13 protein-coding genes are annotated in these 19559 nt (G+C 41.7%); 12 read left to right on the forward strand and 1 reads right to left on the reverse strand.

Translation table 11 applies throughout. The features are described from left to right. Positions 1-118 precede the first annotated feature (118 nt). The 6 genes from ABKW31_RS09480 to ABKW31_RS09505 all read left to right on the forward strand — a co-directional run bounded on the left by ABKW31_RS09480 (position 119) and on the right by ABKW31_RS09505 (position 8951). Positions 119-1528 carry an amidohydrolase gene (locus tag ABKW31_RS09480; protein ID WP_348616095.1) on the forward strand — a complete coding sequence of 470 codons (1410 nt, stop codon included), beginning with the start codon at positions 119-121 and terminating at the stop codon, positions 1526-1528. Next, positions 1525-2799, forward strand: coding sequence for an amidohydrolase family protein (locus ABKW31_RS09485; protein ID WP_348616096.1), 1275 nt, complete (start codon positions 1525-1527; stop codon positions 2797-2799). Before ABKW31_RS09480 ends, ABKW31_RS09485 begins: the two co-directional genes overlap by 4 nt. 455 nt (positions 2800-3254) lie before the next feature. Further along, positions 3255-5393, forward strand: coding sequence for a M3 family metallopeptidase (locus ABKW31_RS09490; RefSeq protein WP_348616097.1), 2139 nt, complete (start codon positions 3255-3257; stop codon positions 5391-5393). Positions 5394-5539: 146 nt separating this feature from the next. After that, positions 5540-6862, forward strand: a complete 1323-nt coding sequence (locus tag ABKW31_RS09495) for an MFS transporter (RefSeq protein WP_348616098.1) — start codon at positions 5540-5542, stop codon at positions 6860-6862. A 65-nt stretch (positions 6863-6927) separates the two neighbouring features. After that, positions 6928-7290 carry a PilZ domain-containing protein gene (locus tag ABKW31_RS09500; RefSeq protein ID WP_348616099.1) on the forward strand — a complete coding sequence of 121 codons (363 nt, stop codon included), beginning with the start codon at positions 6928-6930 and terminating at the stop codon, positions 7288-7290. Between the two features lie 71 nt (positions 7291-7361). Then, positions 7362-8951 carry an L-lactate permease gene (locus ABKW31_RS09505; RefSeq protein ID WP_348616100.1) on the forward strand — a complete coding sequence of 530 codons (1590 nt, stop codon included), beginning with the start codon at positions 7362-7364 and terminating at the stop codon, positions 8949-8951. A gap of 47 nt (positions 8952-8998) precedes the next feature. Here ABKW31_RS09505 and radA read toward each other — a convergent pair whose 3' ends face one another. Beyond that, positions 8999-10363: a DNA repair protein RadA gene (gene radA / locus ABKW31_RS09510; RefSeq protein ID WP_348616101.1), complete on the reverse strand. Its 1365-nt coding sequence runs from the start codon at positions 10361-10363 to the stop codon at positions 8999-9001. Between the two features lie 175 nt (positions 10364-10538). On the opposite strand from radA, the gene ABKW31_RS09515 reads away from it, so the two are divergent. From ABKW31_RS09515 to ABKW31_RS09540, 6 genes are all read left to right on the forward strand, one after another. Next, on the forward strand, positions 10539-13058 hold the full coding sequence (locus ABKW31_RS09515) for a PilZ domain-containing protein (protein ID WP_348616102.1): 2520 nt from the start codon (positions 10539-10541) through the stop codon (positions 13056-13058). A gap of 385 nt (positions 13059-13443) precedes the next feature. Then, positions 13444-14286, forward strand: coding sequence for a trypsin-like serine protease (locus ABKW31_RS09520; RefSeq protein ID WP_348616103.1), 843 nt, complete (start codon positions 13444-13446; stop codon positions 14284-14286). A 373-nt stretch (positions 14287-14659) separates the two neighbouring features. Beyond that, positions 14660-15799, forward strand: a complete 1140-nt coding sequence (locus tag ABKW31_RS09525) for a tetratricopeptide repeat protein (RefSeq protein WP_348616104.1) — start codon at positions 14660-14662, stop codon at positions 15797-15799. 30 nt (positions 15800-15829) lie between these two features. Then, positions 15830-16291: a nuclear transport factor 2 family protein gene (locus ABKW31_RS09530; RefSeq protein ID WP_348616105.1), complete on the forward strand. Its 462-nt coding sequence runs from the start codon at positions 15830-15832 to the stop codon at positions 16289-16291. 591 nt (positions 16292-16882) lie between these two features. Further along, positions 16883-17548: a transglutaminase-like cysteine peptidase gene (locus ABKW31_RS09535; RefSeq protein ID WP_348616106.1), complete on the forward strand. Its 666-nt coding sequence runs from the start codon at positions 16883-16885 to the stop codon at positions 17546-17548. Between the two features lie 74 nt (positions 17549-17622). Beyond that, positions 17623-19488, forward strand: coding sequence for an EAL domain-containing protein (locus ABKW31_RS09540; RefSeq protein ID WP_348616107.1), 1866 nt, complete (start codon positions 17623-17625; stop codon positions 19486-19488). The last annotated feature ends 71 nt before the right edge of the window (positions 19489-19559 follow it).

Consider the following 19559-nt stretch of genomic DNA (forward strand, 5'->3'; position numbering starts at 1 on the left):
TGCTTACAGTTTATCGACAAGAATTAACCTTGAATATTGATGCTTACTCACTATTAGAGCTAAGATGCAAATGCTTCTCCGTAAGCAACAACTATAACTACAAAAATTCAGGGAACTTATGAAATCAACAATTTCGCTCAATCGCGCAGTTTTGTTGGCGCTCAGTTGCAGTCTGCTTGCGGCCTGCGGTGAGAACCAAACAGAAAAAGCGCCGCCGGTGACCATTAATACCGACCCGTTTCCAAGCACTTATCAACCTATGGCCAGCGAACCGACGCTCATCACTAACGTTACTATCATTGACGGTATAGGCGGGATGATTGAATCAGGTTCAGTACTGATGTTAGACGGTAAAATTTCAGCCGTGGGTGATACAACTAAGGTACCTGAAGGTACTGTGGTAATAGACGGCACAGGAAAGTGGCTAACGCCAGGTATTATTGATGTGCACAGTCATCTTGGGGTCTATGCCACACCCGAAGCCAATGCTCATTCAGATGGCAACGAAGCAACCAACCCCGTTACAGCTCAGGTATGGGCCGAGCATTCTATATGGCCGCAAGATCCTGGTTTCAGCCGAGCACTAGCTGGGGGCGTAACCAGTTTGCAAATTCTTCCTGGCTCGGCCAACTTAGTTGGCGGTCGCGCAGTAACAGTCAAAAATGTCCCCAATCGGGTTGTCCAAGAGATGAAATTTCCAGGTGCGCCTTATGGTATGAAGATGGCTTGCGGTGAAAATCCTAAACGGGTTTATGGAAATAAAGGCGGACCTGGCACTCGAATGGGCAACGTGGCGGGTTACCGTCAAGCTTGGGCAGACGCGCAAGAATATCAAGAAAAATGGGATCGCTATTATGCCGAATATGCAGCAGACAAAGATCCTAAAGTGCCTAAGCGCGACCTAAAGTTAGAAACACTAGCGGGCGTATTAAAAGGTGAAATCATTGTGCACATGCATTGTTATCGGGCTGATGATATGGGCACCATGCTAGACGTGATGAAGGAATTTAACTACCAGATTGGTTCATTTCATCATGCGGTTGAGTCTTATAAAATTGCTGACCGCCTTGCACAGAATAATGTCTGTTCATCGATGTGGGCTGACTGGTGGGGTTTCAAAATGGAGGCCTATGACGGCATTAAAGAAAACATCCCCATGGTTCATGCTGCAGGAGCGTGCGCTATTGTGCACTCCGACAGTGACTTAGGCATACAACGTCTCAACCAAGAAGCAGCCAAAGCATGGTCCGATGGCAAGCGTGCTGGCATCGATATTTCTGAAGCCGATGCGTGGACGTGGTTAACGTCCAATGCAGCAAAATCTCTGGGTATATTTGATAAAACCGGCTCTATTGAATTAGGCAAGCAGGCCGACCTTGTATTATGGAGTGAAAACCCGTTTTCTACCTATGCTCAAGCAAATAAAGTTTATATTGATGGTGCTTTAGCTTATGACCGAGATGACCCCGCCAGTTGGCCGGTGAGCGATTTTGAATTAGGTCAACCTGGTGAAGGAGATAGCAAATGAAATTATTATTAACCTTCATCTTATTAAGTCTAATAAGTGCATCTGCACTGGCCAAAAATATCGCCATTGTAGACGCAACAGTACACACCATGACCGAGCAAGGTAGCTTACAAAATGCGACTATTTTGATAAAGGATGGCAAAATTCAAACAGTATTAGCCCAGCGTCCAGACTTAGCTGGTTATGAGGTCATAGAGGCCAAGGGTAAGGTGGTTACACCTGGCTTAATTGGTGCCTTTACTTCTCTAGGCCTAGTAGAAGTAAGTTCATCAGCCGGCACAGTAGATAGTAGTTATGACAAAACGGCTATCTCATCTACTGGAGCCGCCTTAGATGTGGCCTATGCGGTTAATCCGCACTCTTCGCTTATGGCAGTATCACGCATTGAAGGGGTCACTTCAGCGGCGACGACCATGTCGAATACCCATCAATTGTTCCAGGGGCAAGGCGCTATTATTACTCTAGCAGACACCAACTCACCTATTATTAAGCGAGCTGCTTTTATGTCAGCAGTCGCGGGTAATCAAGGTGCTGATGACTTAGGTGGTAGTCGTGCTGCTTTATGGGTAACTCTTGAGCAAGTTCTAAGTGAAGCGACATTTGCCCAAGGTAAAACTTTTACACCAGCGAGTGATTGGCATGGCATAACCACAGTGGCCGATGCCCAAGCATTGGTCCCCGTTGTTTCTGGCAAGGTGCCATTGATGATTGAGGCGCACCGAGTGGCGGATATTTTGCAAATCATTGCCCTAAAACAGCGTCATCCTCAACTTAATATTGTTATCCTGCGGGCGACGGAAGGATGGCAAGTTGCGGCACAAATTGCCCAAGCAGGCATCCCTGTGATTTTAAATCCTGAATCCAACTTACCTTATGAGTTTGATCAATTGTCAGCTACCTTGGCAAATGCCGCACGGTTGCATGAGGCGGGTGTACTGATCGCTATTGGAATGAATACCCACAATATTCGACTCGCTAAACAGCATGCCGGTAACGCGGTAGCCAATGGCCTTCCGTGGGAGGCTGGTTTAGCGGCTCTGACTATTAATCCAGCCAGAATGTATGGTGTGGCGGACAAAATAGGGTCAATTACAGCCGGTTTACAGGCGGATATTGTCATCTGGTCAGGTGACCCTCTACAGATCACTGAAGCCGCTGAGCAGGTGTTTATAAACGGTGAAGCAGTAGTAATGGAATCCCGTCAAACTAAACTCAGAGATCGCTATTTAAACAAGAGGACCGATAAATCAATGCATTATCAACGTCCCTAATCAAACTCAATAAAGTTATCTCTTTGTTTGTTTTTGCTACATTAACCCCTACTGCCCAAGCAGTAGGGGTTTTAATAGTAGCCATTTCATTTTAGGTATACACGGTCTAGCGATTAAACCACTACAAGCCCCTCTTTCTTCGGGGCTCTGAGCAGCAAGCTCTTAGAAATACCATGTTACAAACCCATATTAATGATAGTTATAAACTAAACGGATGAGCAATAATTATTGGTCCCTTTGCGAAACTTGCTAAATGTATTAGATATCAATCTATTAGCTGGCTGACTAACCCATCATCAATAGTAAAAGACCAACAATGCAATGTAATGTTTACTCTATTTTGCACTTAGTCGTTAAGCCACCAATTGAGGGAAAAAAATCGGCGTGCTAGAGTGCAGCCCCCTTAAAATAAACCGTTCAACCAAAAGAAACGGTGCTTATACAATGGAGTAGTTATGCGTAGAGCTCTTTTAGCAACAGCAATTAGTGCAGCCTTGGCATTGGCAGCTTGTTCCCCCTCTCCTTCAACAGAGTCAGTTAATCAAACCAAACAAGCAGGTGATATGCAAAATAATTCTGCCAATATTTTTATGAGCCCTAGCCCACTTTTTGATCAAGCCCCTCAGTTTGACAAAATAGCGATGGCTGACTATTTACCAGCATTCACCGAAGGTATGGCGCAACAGCAAACAGAAATTACTCGCATTGCCAATAACCCAGAACCAGCGACATTCGAAAACACCCTCGTTGCCATGGAGCTTTCATCTGTTTTGCTTGACCGCGTATCTCATGTATTTTTCGCTTTGTCAGGAGTGATTTCTAATGATGAATTTCAAAATATTGAAGCCGAACTAGCGCCCAAGTTATCTGCCCATTCTGACAATATTTATCTGAATCCAAGTCTGTTTGCGCGTGTTGAAACCATTTATGCAGATAAAGCTAGCTTAAATGCCGAAGATCAGCGCTTGGTCGATTATTATCACACTAAGTTTTTGCGTGCAGGAGCCAAATTAAACGACGCAGAAAAAACCCAAATGCGCGTTATCAATGAGCAAATTTCTAGTCTACAAACGGATTTTTCACAGAATTTATTAGCCTCTTTTAAAAATGACGTGATAGTAGTTACCGACAAAAATTTACTTGCGGGGCTATCCGAAGCCGAAATTACCGGTTTAGCTGAGGCGGCAAAAAACGCCGGTAAACAAGGCTATATGATCACTTTGGTCAATACGACTCGCCAACCTATTTTATCCAGTTTATCGAATCGTGAAATGCGCCAACGAATTTGGCAAACATCAGCTAATCGAGCCATGGACAACAATGGGCCGGTCCTATTAAAACTGGTGAAATTACGTGCTGAAAAAGCCAGTTTATTAGCTTATGCAAATTGGGCAAGTTATGCCACAGCTGACCAAATGGCAAAAGAGCCAAAGGCAATTTTTGCTATTCTTGACGAACTTGCGCCACAAGCTCTGGCCAAAGCTAAAATTGAAGCAGCCGAGATTGAAGAACAAATGCATGCAGATGGAGTGAGCGGTACCGTGCAAGCGTGGGATTGGGCTTATTATGCAGAAAAAGTAAGGGAAGCAAAATACGACCTCGACGACAACTTAGTAAAACCCTATTTTGAACTTAACTCGGTGCTCGAAAATGGCTTATTTTTCGCCATGGAAAAATTCTACGGCATTCATTTTAAAGAGCGAAAAGATCTGCCCGTCTACCATGAAGATGTCAGATTATTTGAGGTATTTAATCAAGATAATAGCAGCATAGGTTTGTTCTATTTTGACCCTTATGCCCGTGAAGGAAAAGGCGGCGGCGCTTGGATGGACGCGTTTGTCAGTCAAAGCTTTTTGCTTAATGAAAAACCGGTGGTCTTCAATGTACTCAATATTGTTAAACCGGCCAATGATCAAGCCACACTATTGTCTTTTGATGAAGCGACAACCTTATTCCATGAATTTGGCCATGCTGCTCACGGCTTATTTTCACAGGTGAAATATCCGAGTTTGGCGGGTACATCAACGGCCCGTGACTTTGTAGAATTTCCTTCTCAGTTCAATGAAGACTGGGATATAGAGCCTACGGTAATCGCTAACTATGCGTTAAATAACCAGACCGGGGAAGCAATCCCAACGGCCCTGCTTGAACGTGTTTTAGACTCGGTAAAATTTGGACAAGGCTATGACACTGTTGAGTATCTTGCTGCCGCACTATTAGACATGGAATGGCACATGATAGGCGCCGACGCCAACATTAGTGATGTTGCTGGGTTTGAGCAACAAGCATTACAAAAACATGGCCTAGACTATGCTCCAATCCCACCACGATATAAATCAGCTTATTTCAGCCATACCTTCGCAGGCGGCTATTCTGCCGGTTACTACGCTTATTTATGGACTGAAGTTTTCGCCGCAGATGCTTTTGCCCACATTCAAAATAAGGGTGGAATGACACGAGAAAATGGCGACGATTTCCGTCAAAAAATCTTATCTATCGGCAACAGTAAAGATTTAATGCAAAGCTATGTCGAGTTTAGAGGGCAGCAACCCAGTACTAATGCACTATTGAAACGCCGTGGTTTAATTCACTAAGTTTACATGTGCTTTAAACTACTCGAATAAACCAGCAAGAGCCCCTAATTAGGGGCTCTTTTTTTGCATATTACCGATACAAGAGGCTAATCCTAGCTATAAGTTAACAAAATATCTCATCGACACACTGAAAAAATATCGGCACTATGTATTTATTAGTCCGCTTTACCTATTCAACAATGACAAATCTCTTTTCAAAATTAGCAGCAATATTCGACGAAGAAGAAGATGCCCGTACCTGCAAAGATATCAGTGAGGAATCCTGTAAAGTCGTCAGTGGTAATTTTTGGCTTATTTTATTTAGTCAGTTTTTTAGCAAATTAGCCGATGCGCTCGCTAGCGCTAAAATAGTGCTGCCTTGGTTAATGACAAGTATTGGTGCACCGGTATTTTTAAGTGGTCTACTTGTGCCTATTCGCGAGTCTGGCTCGCTAATTCCGCAGCTATTTATTGGTGGCTACATTCGTAGTTTCGCCCTACGTAAAACCTTCTTTGTGATAGGTGGAGTAATCCAAGCTCTGAGCGTATTAGCCATGACTTGGGTGGTATTAAATTTAAGCGCTATGTTAGGTGGTCTGGCTATTGTTGGTCTGCTGAGTGTTTTCAGCTTGGCCAGAGGCCTTTGCTCTATCGCCTCAAAAGATGTGCTCGGTAAGACGATTGCAAAGCAAGACCGCGGCAGTTTATCTGGTTATGCCGCCACTGCGGCTGGGCTTATTGGCATGTTAGTTGGCCTGGTCTTAATGCTGGATATTAAGCTACAAGATATCCTTCCCTGGCTATTACTTAGTGCAGCAATTTTCTGGCTTATTTCTGCACTTTTTTATCAAGCTATAAAGGAATTTAAAGGCGAAACCGAAGGTGGGTCTAATGGTTTTTTACAAGCCTTAAAAAGTCTACGTTTATTAAAAGACGAGATAACCTTTAGGCAATTTGTACTGACTCGCAGTTTGATGATGAGTTCGGGTTTAAGTGCCCCCTATTTCATTATCTTAGCCCAATCTCATCAACCTGCTGATCAATACAGTAATTTGGGCTTATTTATTGTCATCAGTGGCTTAGCTAGCTTTGTCAGCGCCGCGGTTTGGGGCAAATTGGCAGACCATTCAAGTCGTTGGGTTATATTGATAACTGCGATCTTAGTGACCCTGCTTTGCCTCGCTGGAAGTATTATCAGTATGTTGAATCTGTCTGACAATACACCTTGGGTAATGGCCTTATTCTTTGTATTAGCAGTGACCCATCAGGGGGTAAGATTGGGCCGTAAAACCTATTTAGTTAATATGGCCCAAGGCAACCAACGTACCACTTACGTGGCCGTCAGCAATACGCTTATTGGTTTTTTATTACTCGTCATTGGACTTGTTAGCGCCGGCTTAGCATATTTTTCGTTAGCTGCAGTATTTGCTGTTTTTGCCCTGTCGAGTGCATCAGCATTATATATAGGCTGGAACATGGCAGAAGTCTAAGTTGTATACAAACAGTAAAACCCGCTATGCTGTCTCCGTCAAATGTAGATAGGTGTTAAATAAAAATGGAACGAAGACATTTTAATCGCGTTAGCTTTATCTCCAAAGCTTACATTCTAGCTGCAGATAAACAATGGCAAACAGAAATAGTAGATCTGTCTTTAAACGGTGCTTTATTGCGAGTTCCGCCAGGCTCAAAAATTAAATCTGGGGATAATATTCAACTCATTTTTAGTTTAGATGGGCTGGAAGCGCCTATTACTCTGTTAGGGCAAGTTAGTCACATCGATGCCGAACAAATTGGTCTTCACTGCACTTTGTTAGATATTGATAGTGCCACCGAATTACGTCGTTTAATTGAATTAAACTTAAGCGATGAATCATTATTACAAAGAGATTTAGCCGCACTTATAAAGGCTAATCTTTAGCCTTATATTGATGGCTGAACTAAGCAGAACTGGCTGGCCAATAGTGGGGGCAAGCGCCCAATAAGGTAAGTATGTTCATTCTAGGATTTGCCTATTTCCCGATTATTTTGCTGATTTATTTAATGAGCAAAAAACATAGTCTACCCGCCAACTACGCACTCCCCTTGTGTGCTTTAGTCGCATACATAGTGGTTTTGCTGGTATTTGGTCATGAAGCCACACTAGTTAATGCCAATGTCATAGCCGGTATCTTAAAGGCTTGGACGCCGATATTAATTATTGCTGGCGCTATTTTTCTGTTTCGCTGCATGGAGGTATCGGGTGCCCTAGAAATCATCAGGCAGTGGTTAAATCAAATTAGTAGCAATCCGGTTGCACAATTAATGATTGTGGCTTGGGCTTTCGCCTTTTTGATAGAAGGTGCCAGTGGATTTGGAACTCCAGCTGCGATTGCCGCCCCGATATTAGTGAGTTTAGGCTTTCCGGCATTAAGAGTAGCGGTAACGTGCCTCATATTGAACTCTATCCCCGTCACGTTTGGGGCTGTGGGCACGCCCATCTGGTTTGGCTTGTCTTTAGTTGAATTAGTGCCTCAACAACTCGCTGATATTGGCTGGAAGTCGGCCCTGATTAATACGGCAGTCGCGCCATTCATCGTCGTTATCGCCCTCTCATTTGTACTCAGTCAAAAACGAATAATTCTGCAAAACATCGGGTTTATTTTGCTTTCTACTTTTTCTTGTACCCTACCCTACCTTTTTTTAAGTCGAATAAATGTAGAATTTCCCTCTTTGCTTGGAGGATTAATTGGTCTGCTAATTACCTTATTGCTGGCCAAGTGGGGGATTGGCCTAAGCAATGCCGATACGCCAGCTAAACAATCAACCAATAAACTATCACTTTACTTGTTATGCAAGGCCAGCTTCCCCTTATGGGGCACTGTTTTGCTATTGATCATCAGTAGAATTCCGCAGCTTGGGCTAAAATCCCTATTACAACTTAATGAACCGGCTTGGCACTTCAGTTTAGGTTCATTGGGCGATTTCAGTATCAGCGCCGCCTTAGTCCTTGATTTAAATAATATTTTTAATACTTCAACGTCGTGGCAACATAGCGTGCTCTATGTCCCCTCCGTTATCCCTTTTTTACTTATCGGTTTGATAACGCTTTGGTGGTTTAAACACGGTTCATTACACGCTGTGGTTCAACATACTCAATCCAGCATGTTTAAGCCAATGATCGCATTAATGGGTGCGCTGGTATTTGTGAGTTTAATGATGTTAGGGGGCCAGCAATCCGCTGTTAACCAAATAGGTCAGCACTTAGCAAGTCTCGGCGGGCAGCATTGGCAATGGTTTGCGCCATTTTTAGGCGCTTTAGGCTCTTTCTTTTCAGGCTCAGCAACGGTGTCAAATCTGACTTTTGCTGGGGTACAACAAACAATAGCTAACGAACAAGGCTTGAGTGTAACCACTATTTTAGCCCTGCAGTCGGTCGGTGCGGCCATGGGTAATATGGTGTGTATCAATAATATTGTCGCTGTAGCCTCTGTGCTGTCACTGCAAAATAAAGAAGGGTATATTCTCAAACGCACCATATTGGTGGTTATTTTTTATGGTTTGGTAGCGGGTTTAATCGGCTTAATATTTTCAGCCCATTAAACCAATATTAAAAAGGTATTTTTACTCAATTGAGCTTACTGTGACCCTTAAAGCGCCTCTAGCGCTTCGCTTAGACGGGCGACGCCTACTATTTCAATGCCGGCTATTTTTTGCTTTGGTACATTGGCCTTAGGCACAATAGCCCGCTTAAACCCGTGCTTAGCCGCTTCACTAATACGTTCAGTACCATTGGGGACAGGACGTATTTCACCGGCTAAGCCCACCTCGCCAAAGGCAATTAATTCCTTATCTAAAGGTTTATTACGAAAACTTGACACGATGGATAACAGTAGCGCTAAATCGGCACTCGTTTCATTCACTTTAACCCCACCCACTACGTTGGCAAATACGTCTTGATCGTTCATTTGTACATTGCCATGGCGATGCAGTACAGCCAATAACATAGCTAAACGGTTTTGATCTAAACCCACGGCGATTCGCCGTGGATTAGCCATTTGTGAATAATCCACTAGCGCTTGAATTTCTACTAACAAAGGCCGCGTGCCTTCCCACACTACCATCACGATACTGCCAGGTGATTGCTCTTCACCTCGACTTAAAAATATGGCTGAGGGGTTACTGACTTCGCGTAAGCCACGTTCCGTCATAGCAAAAACGCCTAGTTCATTCACTGCACCAAAGCGATTTTTTTGACTACGCAAGGTGCGATAACGACTGTCGCTCTCGCCTTCCAGCATCATTGAACAGTCAATGCAATGCTCCAACACTTTAGGACCGGCAAGACTGCCGTCTTTCGTCACATGCCCCACTAAAAACATAGCAATGTGATGTTGTTTAGCAAAACGCGTTAAATAAGCAGCACTTTCGCGCACTTGCGACACACTGCCCGGCGCGGACTGCACATCTGCTACTTGCATCACTTGAATGGAGTCGATCACCATAATGTCTGGTTTATGCTGCATGGCTAATTCACAAATAGTGTCAATATTAGTTTCAGCCAACAGTTTTAACTTATCTTTGGCTAGGCCTAGCCGTTCAGCGCGCATGGCCACTTGTTGTAGCGATTCTTCTCCAGTCACATATAAAGCGGTGCGGCCCGCTGCCATCAAACACATAACTTGCAACAATAAGGTGCTTTTTCCTGCGCCTGGCGAACCGCCTATTAACATGGCAGAGCCCGGAACAATGCCTCCTCCCAAAACCCGGTCTAATTCTTTAAAACCAGAGCTTATGCGCGGTAGAGCATGTAAATCGATATCTTGCAGATTTTCGACTTGAGCTAATGTTTGCCCCGAATAACCTCCACCTTGACGCACCGCCGCGGTTTTGGCAGCAGACACCACAAACTCAGTAATGGTATTCCAAGCCTGACAATCGCTGCATTGCCCCTGCCAGCGCGGAAATTCTGCTCCACAGTCAGAACAAACAAAAGAAGTCTTACGTTTAGCCATATTAATTAGTTTCTCAATACAGGTTGATTATCATCTATAGGTTGGCGTATTTTAGATTGCAGAAACACGCATATGAAATAGGCTATTTACAAGGTTTTTCAACTATTTAGTTTACTGGCCGATAAACATATTTAAAGCACTTTCTAATGCATCAACACGACAAAAAATAGATGATATGAGCCAAGACTTAGAAGAATATCACGAAATTATTGAAGCACTGAAGCCAATGATCAATGAACCTGAATTTAATCAGGTGCTATTGCAAGTGGCGGCTAATGTGCCGCCACAGAAGCGTTTTCTGCTAAAAATGGAACTTAAACGTTTAGCTCGACCGTGCATTAGACTAATTGATCTTCGCGGCTTAGTAGACGGTAAGTGCCGCATTTATACTCACGAAAGCCGCGATCATTTTCTCGATGATGTGGCAATTGAAACCTTGGAGCGCCAAGTCAGAATATTTGGCCAATACACTATCGGCGTGTATGAGGCAGTCACCAATACCGAAAATAACTTCAGGGTGATGCACAAAAAAGAACAGCAATTAGCTAAAAAGAAAAAAGCCCAGGCCACACCTCAACCGATTAAAAAGGAATTTTATTTAGCGCCGCTAATTGAATTTGGCAACATTCCGCAGCGGGCGGAAGAAAGAATGAATTTCTCCGTTAACATTGAAATATTCAATGAATTAAATAAAAGTATGCAAGCAACCACCATTGATATTTCAGTCAGTGGCTTAAAAGTAAAAGTAGGTAAAGAACACTTAGTAAAGGCCGGTGATAAAGTTACTGTGCAATTTCGTGGTTTAGAAAAAGAATATTCACTGGATAAACGCCAAGGTATTCTTTACACAGTTGGCAGTATCGAACGCACAAAAGACGATCAACGCTTAAATTTACAACGTATGCAAGATGTGCCAAATCCTGTTTTTGACAAGTTTTTTGAAAGCTTCATCCACGGTAACAAACGTCGTTATAAAGTTAATTTAGATAATACTTTTCAGGCCATTCAAAATAAAACCTACGAACAGTATTACATGCCTAATTTTACTTCCATTCCGGTATTTATTGAAAAGGGTGAGAAAGGTTTTAGTCCCAAATACGCTTTAGCTAATGATTGTAATCGTGAAGAAATTCAATATTGGGCCAATGAGATTCAAGACTTAAAAATTGGTTACTTGCTATCTGATACGCGTATCAAACATTGCATTGCCTTACCAAAAGGCCAACAAGAAACCTATATTTATGTATTCAATCATGTCAAAGGCGACAAAATATATTTTTATTCCGCGACCATCCAAGAGCTTGATGCCTCTCCCCATCTGAAACATCTTTTTCTCGCTTATGGCTCGCGCAAGGTAAGCTGGCGGGTGTATAAATTACAGCTGACTGATATTTCACCAGAGCAAAGTTATCAACCTTTATCCATCGCAAATTCGATCAATGAGTCGGTAAAGAGGCAAAACCAAAAACCCGCCCCTCGTCTTATGTCACGTTTAAAATACTTGTCCCATGTTGCATTACTGACCAATATTACAGACGAAACCAGTACTGAATATTACCAACGACTCAAGATTAGTCGTGATCAATTACCACAATTAAAAATGTTTGGCCATCCGCGCAACCGCCTACCTGATAACGTGACAGTCTATCGTTTTAAATATTTTAACCAACGTCGTGAAACCCGGTTTTTGCTGCGCACGCCAATTACCGTCAATATTGATGGTCAGGTATATCAGGGCAATACCGAGGATATCTCAACTCAAGGCCTGCGAATCGAACTTGATATGCCATTTAAGTCAAAAGAAGACAGTTTAATTAAAGTGAGTTTCCCCAACTTACAAAAAGTGACAGCGAAATACGTGCTAGCTGATTTACCTTACTATGTGCGGCACTTATCAAAAGATAACAGCATTTTGCATTTACAAGCCCTAGTCAATGAGCACAACAGTACTGCTAAGCACTTTTTTGATGCCTTAATAAAAGCTAATCGCACTAAATTACGGGCTTATCGCGATGAAGAAGAGGTACCAGGCATAGGTGAAGCTCTGCGTAATATTTACTCACGCAATGTCATGAACGTAGCGTACTTTCTGCGCAAAGACGATATCGATTTTATCCCTGATGCCGTGGCAACATGGGCGCCGAATAACAGACTGACCAATCTTTTACATTTCAAAACCGAAACAGGTCACTTTAATCTATATCCCTTATATCGTAATACCATGAGTAAACACGACTTTATCCCAAGCGCTATGCACAACTTAAAGCCCAACGAACGCCCTGTGATGCGTGAAGTATTTATCGCTTTTGATCCTAGCAAAGATAATTTAAGTGATGCCATAAAAAGCCTAGTGTCGGAACAATTTATTAAACACGAAAAACGACGCCAATTTATTTCTCAAGCCATGTTGCACGGACAATTTATTGCTCTAAAAGTTTTTGTCGCCAAAACAGGGCGTCCTGATATTGAAAAAATGCAGTCTGAATTAAACTATGTTGGCGTTTATGCCTTGCATAAGGCTAAACAGTTAGAAGAAAAGCTTTGGAGTGTTACGGGTGTGGGCGATTTAATTGATGTAACTGATGAAGTTATGCGTCGTTACGAGTTTAGCGAAGAAAAAATTACTGAAAATCAGAAGTTTCCAGCCACTCATAAAATTCAGAAAGTCGGCATCGAGCAATTGTTGAAAAGTTAACTCAGTCCAATTAAGTATCTCAGCATAGCTGTCCTGCTTGCCAAACTCTGTGGGTAGAAATTTATGTCTGCTTAGTTATTAATTAAAAGGACAGGTATTTTGCATTAAGTCATTATGGGTTTTACCCTCTCGTGTATTGTGTCCGCTGGTATTTTTACCCAAGAGCTTAGCCCAAATATAGTTAAACAAGTCGCACACTTCTGCGGTTTTTGTGCAAAAGTCTGTTTAATCAGCCACTATGCTTAGCTCCTCTTTATACAAACAATCTCACCATTATTTCAAGCAAGCTGAAACCAGAGACTTTCACAGACCAACATCAGCTTGCCACTAAAGATTACACCTGTAATAATAAAAAGATTACAATCGTAATTAATAAAGAGATAACATGAAAAATGTCGTTTTTACACTCGGTCTCAGTCTGTCATTTTTCGCTGAAGGTATTGTCATCCGCCATGATGTAGACGATGTAAAATACTTGGCAAACCAACAAGATTTTCCGCCATTAGCCACGTTTTATGTGGATGGTGCTCATGGCACATTAATTAAACCCAATTGGATAATTACTGCCGCCCATGCCACTTTTTGTGTGAAGGCTGGTTCTTTTGTAAGCCTAGCCGGGAAGACCCGAAAGGTGACTAATGTTTACGTGAACCCAGATTACACACCTGGGAAAAGCCATGATATTGCGCTAATCGAACTACAAGAAGCCGTGACAGATGTTGCCCCAGCCAGCATCTACTTAAAAAGTGATGAGCAAGGCAAAAATATATGGTTTATCGGCATAGGTGGCACTGGTAATGGGCTAACAGGACAAACCGTCGATAATGCAGCAAACAAAGGAATACTCAGAAAGGCGCAAAATACGATTATCGAAGCGAAAGGCCCGTTGATTAAATTTAAGTTTGATAAGGGTGACAATGCCCTGCCCTTAGAGGGTGTTTCTGGCGGCGGCGACAGCGGTGGCCCAGCTTATATTAAAAATGGTAGTGGTTTTGAAGTATTAGGCATTAGCTCGCGACCAGAAGGCAGTTTTGGCAATATCGGTGAATATGGTATTACCGAAGTTTATTCAAGAGTGTCTTATTTTAGTTCATGGATTGATCAGCTAATAGAAGCAACACCCGCCGCTCGCAAAGCTATATCCCTAGCAAAATTGAACAATCTCCCAGCAGGTGTTACCGAAGATATTTTGCCTATGGTATGCAACGACATTGGTTTAAACCAGTAAACAACTAATTTGGCGGCAATATTCAATCGGTCGCTATCAAAACGATAATGAAAAGACTAGTAACAAATTATCCGACCACTGCAATGACACTAAAAAGGCTTTTGGCACTGAAGCGTCGGATTTGCTCAAAAACGGAACAATTTGGAAAATTGTATCGGTTTAATAAACGGTTAAAGAGGTACCAAAAGACATTAATAGCTCACCCGATAGTTAATTTTCCGCCCGACTCCATGCGATTAATACGTGGTGTCGGCAATAAAAACTTAAAGGAAATATAGTGAAAATATTTGTAGCTTGTTTTACCGCTTTTGCGTCTTTCGTCGTATTTGCGGCACATTCAATTACGACACAAGATGTGTAAAACCTTGGCATAGTGCAAACATTAAAAGTTGATGAACACAACACCATTACAATTTATTTGCCCGACGGTTATCAGCAAGATAAAAATAACTATCCTGTTATATATGTCATGGATGCTCAGAGGTACTTCTTACATGCTATTGCTTATCAAAAAACCTTGGTTTGGCAAGATAAAGCTCCGGCATTTATTGTTGTTGGAATCAACACTGAAGATATAAATCGTCGAGAATTGTTAGATACAAAATCCAGCACGTTTATCGCGACTATGCAAAATGACATTGTCAAATACGTTGATTTACACTATCGCACAAATGATTTGAGAATGTTTTTTGCCTGGGAAATGGCAGGTGGGTTTGCATTAGAACTCCTTGCCACACAGCCTGAATTATTTGATGCCTATTTTTTGGCAAGCGCAACTTTTATAACAGAATCACGATTAAATTTAATTAAAGAATTGTTTGCAAAAAAGCCAAATGTTAGTGGCTTTTTATATTACACATTGGGTGCGGTTGAATCCTGGTCGTTTGAATCTCACCAATTACTTTCCGATATATTAAATGCGAGTGCGACAAGTGCTTTCAAGTGGAAATATAATCTGTCAGAGCATGACGACCACTACACAACGCCCCTAGGCACGTTTAATAAAGGACTTGCCTACTACTTTCAAGATTACCCGCCGCTGCGATTTTATTCTCTTGAAGAATTTAAAAATTTTGGTGGGATGAAGGCTCTGAAAAAACACTATGAAAATAGAGGCATGCATTATCAAATAAGTACTGATATCCATAAACAAACAAAACACTACTTAATTAACCAAGCAATAAATGAAAATAACTTTGTGATATTTAAAGAACTAGTGCATGAATTTGATGATTTTATAGAAAAAAACAACTATAGACTCGCGTTTTTAACAAAAATCGGTAGTTTTTTTGTTGCCAATGGCGCATCAGACAGAGCCATTTCACTTTATAAAACTGGGATACTGGAAAACCCAGATTCAGATGAATTAAATGTGGAGTTAGGGGATATCTATCTGCGCCAGAATAAATTTAAAGAGGCGAAAACTCACTATGAGAAAGCTATGAGCCTTGTTAAAGATAGTGATGCAGAAAAATATAAGTTATATAAATCAAGGTTAATTAATGTTAACTAAGTAATTAAAAATGAGCAAAAAGAGAAATATATGAAGAATAGTATATGCATATTATTAGGAATGTTTTTATCAACATCTGTTGTGGCAAACGAATCGGGTTTCGACCCTGAAAAATTCGCAAATGAGTATTTTGCAGCATGGACAGCCAGTCAGGCTCCTAATGCCACGAAGCAGAATTTAGAAGATTACTTGGCTTTATTGAAAGATGACGTGGGTCATCAGCATATTCCCTATGATCCTGACGATACTCGCACCCCAGACGCGAAACAAAACATGCGTGAAGGTATGTTGCATTATTTAGGCAAGCATATTGAATATCACTCTGAACTGCTTGGCATTACTTACGGATTAAATGCTGTTGCGCTGCAATTTCATGTAAGCCTTAAGGCCAAACGTGGCCCTGACTCCCCTATCGAAACAATGAGCTACAACGCCCTAGAAGTATTAGAAATGGAGGATGGTAAAGTGGCCATGATAAGAAAGTACCAATAATTAATAGTGATGTTTAGCATTCGTTAACACTGCTATCAATGTCATTCGTTTGCCAATGTAAGCAAAAATCTAGCGGTGGTACAGGTTATTTTCTATCCCTATCGTGGTTGCCCAAATAGGGATTTCAGCGCAGCCCTGTTAACCCAAACGTAGCCACTTGGGCGATATTTATTAAATTAGCTGCAGGCTGGGATGGCCGCTTCGACCGCTAGTTGTATACATAAACAAAGGTTTGAAAATGACATTGATGCAAAATCAAGTTGCGTCAATGTTTTCTTAACCTAAGTCTATGACATAGCCGCACGCTCAGGTCTATTTATTAGTTCTGTTTTATTTGTCATACTTCTCCAATTCGCAAGGCTATATTTCTTAACAAACTCCGCTTATTAGTTCAGCTGAAATAGGTTGTGGGAATTGGTTTTACAAGGGAAGACAATGAATTTAGAGCTATGCCAACATGTGTCCAGAGTGCCATTAAAATTCTCTATCAGCCTATCAGAGTCATTATGAATACCCCTACTTTTATAACATGGTTATTGTGGTGCTAAACTATGATTTTTTTTCGAATAGTAGCCTAGGATTGCAACTTTAGTGAATCTAAAGAACAAATGTAATGTCCTATTTGTTGGCGTTATTTTGCTGTCTATTGCATGGCAGTCAAATGCGAACAACCTTGTTGATAAAACCACCATAAAAAAAGTTCAGAAAATTTATGGGACACAAGCATCCCAAGATGTTGCTACATGGAACGACTTACTGCAGGAACTAGAAGGTCAAGATATCCAACAACAATTATCCAGGGTCAATAACTTTTTTAATCGTCAAAAATTTGTGGATGACATAGAACATTGGAATAAGGAAGATTATTGGGCCACACCCATAGAATTTATTGCTTCAGGCGGCGGCGATTGTGAAGACTTCAGTATCGCCAAGTACTTCAGTATGCGAGCATTAGGTGTGCCCGCTATTAAATTGCGATTAATGTACGTCAAAGCTCTGGATTACAATATGGCTCATATGGTGTTGGCCTATTATGAAGAACCTAATGTCATTCCCTTGGTACTAGACAATCTAAATAAGAATATTTTACCTGCTAATAAAAGAGACGACTTACAGCCTGTGTATAGCTTTAATGGTGAAGGTTTATGGGCGGCCAAAGAACAAGGCCGCGGTAAGCAGTTGCAAGATGGCGGTAATAATAGCCTGTGGAAAGATCTCACTAATCGTATGAATATGGAAAAAAATAATGAGGGTTAACTAATATGCCATTGTCGAGACAACTTATTTTAAGTCTTTTCTCAGTTTTGCTGGCCGTATTCTTAGGCACAATAATGATAAATGTCAGCAATACTAGGGATTCTATTGAACAACAGTTGGCCTCCCACGCCCAAGATACTGCAACGTCTTTTGGCCTGTCAATTACCCCCTATATCGGTGATCAAAAAGATCTGCCCTTAATAGAGACAATGATGAACGTGATTTTCGATCGTGGCTATTATCGTTCCATCGTATTAAAAGACAATAAAGACGCTATATTACTGGAAAAGCATAATCCCGATTCCATAGACGCCGTCCCCGTTTGGTTTATGCAATTGTTTCCACTCGATCCGCCGGTGGTAAAATCAGAAATTAACGATGGCTGGACTATAGCGGGTGTCCTCACTGTGCAAAGTAATCCAGGTACGGGCTATCAGCAGTTGTGGCGTAACACCATTGACTCCTTTACTTTGATCTCACTTATTTTCGCGCTGGCATTGGGTTTATTACTTGTGCTAGTTCGCCTGATCACTGTCCCTATCTCGGCGGTGGTAAAACAAGTCGAGGCGATTAGTGAACAGAAATTTGAACAATTGCAAATAAGCCCTAGAACACTGGAACTAAGAGTATTCGTCAACTCTTTCAATAATATGTCTCAGCGTTTAAATGATTTATTCTCTCGCTTATCTAATCAGGCTGAGCGCTATAAACAGTTCGCCTACTCCGATAATTTAACCAAAGTAGGTAATAGGCGAGCATTTGATCTGGCTTTCGACGCTTTGTTATCCGACACCGAACAGCGCCCTCATGGTTTTTTATTGCTGATCCGTCTATCGAGCCTAAGCCAAGTGAACAGTAATGTAGGTTTCGTCGCAGGCGATGGTTATATCAAAGGGGTATGTGCAATTATTCAACAAGTCCTAGAAACCCAAAGTAGCCCTTGCGCTTTATATCGCCTCAATGGCGCAGATTTTTGTTTATTATTAGAAGATATAGAACAAGCGCAGGGTACCATTGTAATCCAGAGCTTGATGGAAAAATGCAAGGCTATTGAAAAGTTTGAGTATGAGTCAGGCACTGTGCATATAGGTGCCGGTAGCTTTAACTACGGAGCCAACAAAGCAAAAATATTAGAAAAAGTAGACAGTGCACTGACCAAAGCCGTCACCGAAGAGCAACGGTGGCAGGTCGCTAGTGAGCTTAATATGGTTAAAAGCAATGAAATTTGGCGTGAACAAATTACCTTATTATTAAAAAGTGGGCAGGCAGACTTTGTCGCTCAACCCATAGAAAGCCTCAGCGGCCAAATTGAATATCAAGAATGGTTAGCTCGTTTCCGCGATCCTAAGAGCGATCAATACTTACCGATGGCAGAATTGATCCCAGTATCTATTCGATTAGATTTCGCGCAAAAACTTGACGAGTTATTGGTGCTCTGTGCCCTAGAAAAAATGCGCCATGTTGAGGGTAACATAGGGTTAAATTTATCCCGTTTATCGCTGTTACAACCAGTATTTCAAGACTGGTTAATCGAGCAACTATCCTTGATTGGTAAGGGTTGTCAACGCTTGATACTGGAAATCCCCGAGCGAGCTTTATTGGGAGATGTAGAATCCTTGAGCTCCTTTGTTGCCAGATTAAAGGTACTGGGAGTAAGAATAACCATAGAACGTTTTGGTGCCCAATTTGCCGCTTTTACACAACTACGAAAAATGCGTCCTGACTATTTAAAATTGGACGGCCGATATATCGCGAACATAGACAGCGAAGAAGATAATCAGTTATTCGTGCATTCTTTAGTCAATATAGCTCACGGCTTAGGGATCAAGGTCATTGCTGAGCGGGTTGAAACAAAGCAAGAGGCACAAACACTTAAGGATATGAAAGTAGACTTTGTACAAGGCTACTTTGTAGCAGCCCCGATAGCGATAAAAAGTTGAGAATGTCTCAAAAAAATACTTAAGCGCCCGACTTATTTTCTGTAAAGACTAAACAATAAAGCTTGTTGCTA

The sequence above is a fragment of the Paraglaciecola sp. 25GB23A genome (assembly GCF_040012495.1).
GTDB lineage: Bacteria > Pseudomonadota > Gammaproteobacteria > Enterobacterales > Alteromonadaceae > Paraglaciecola.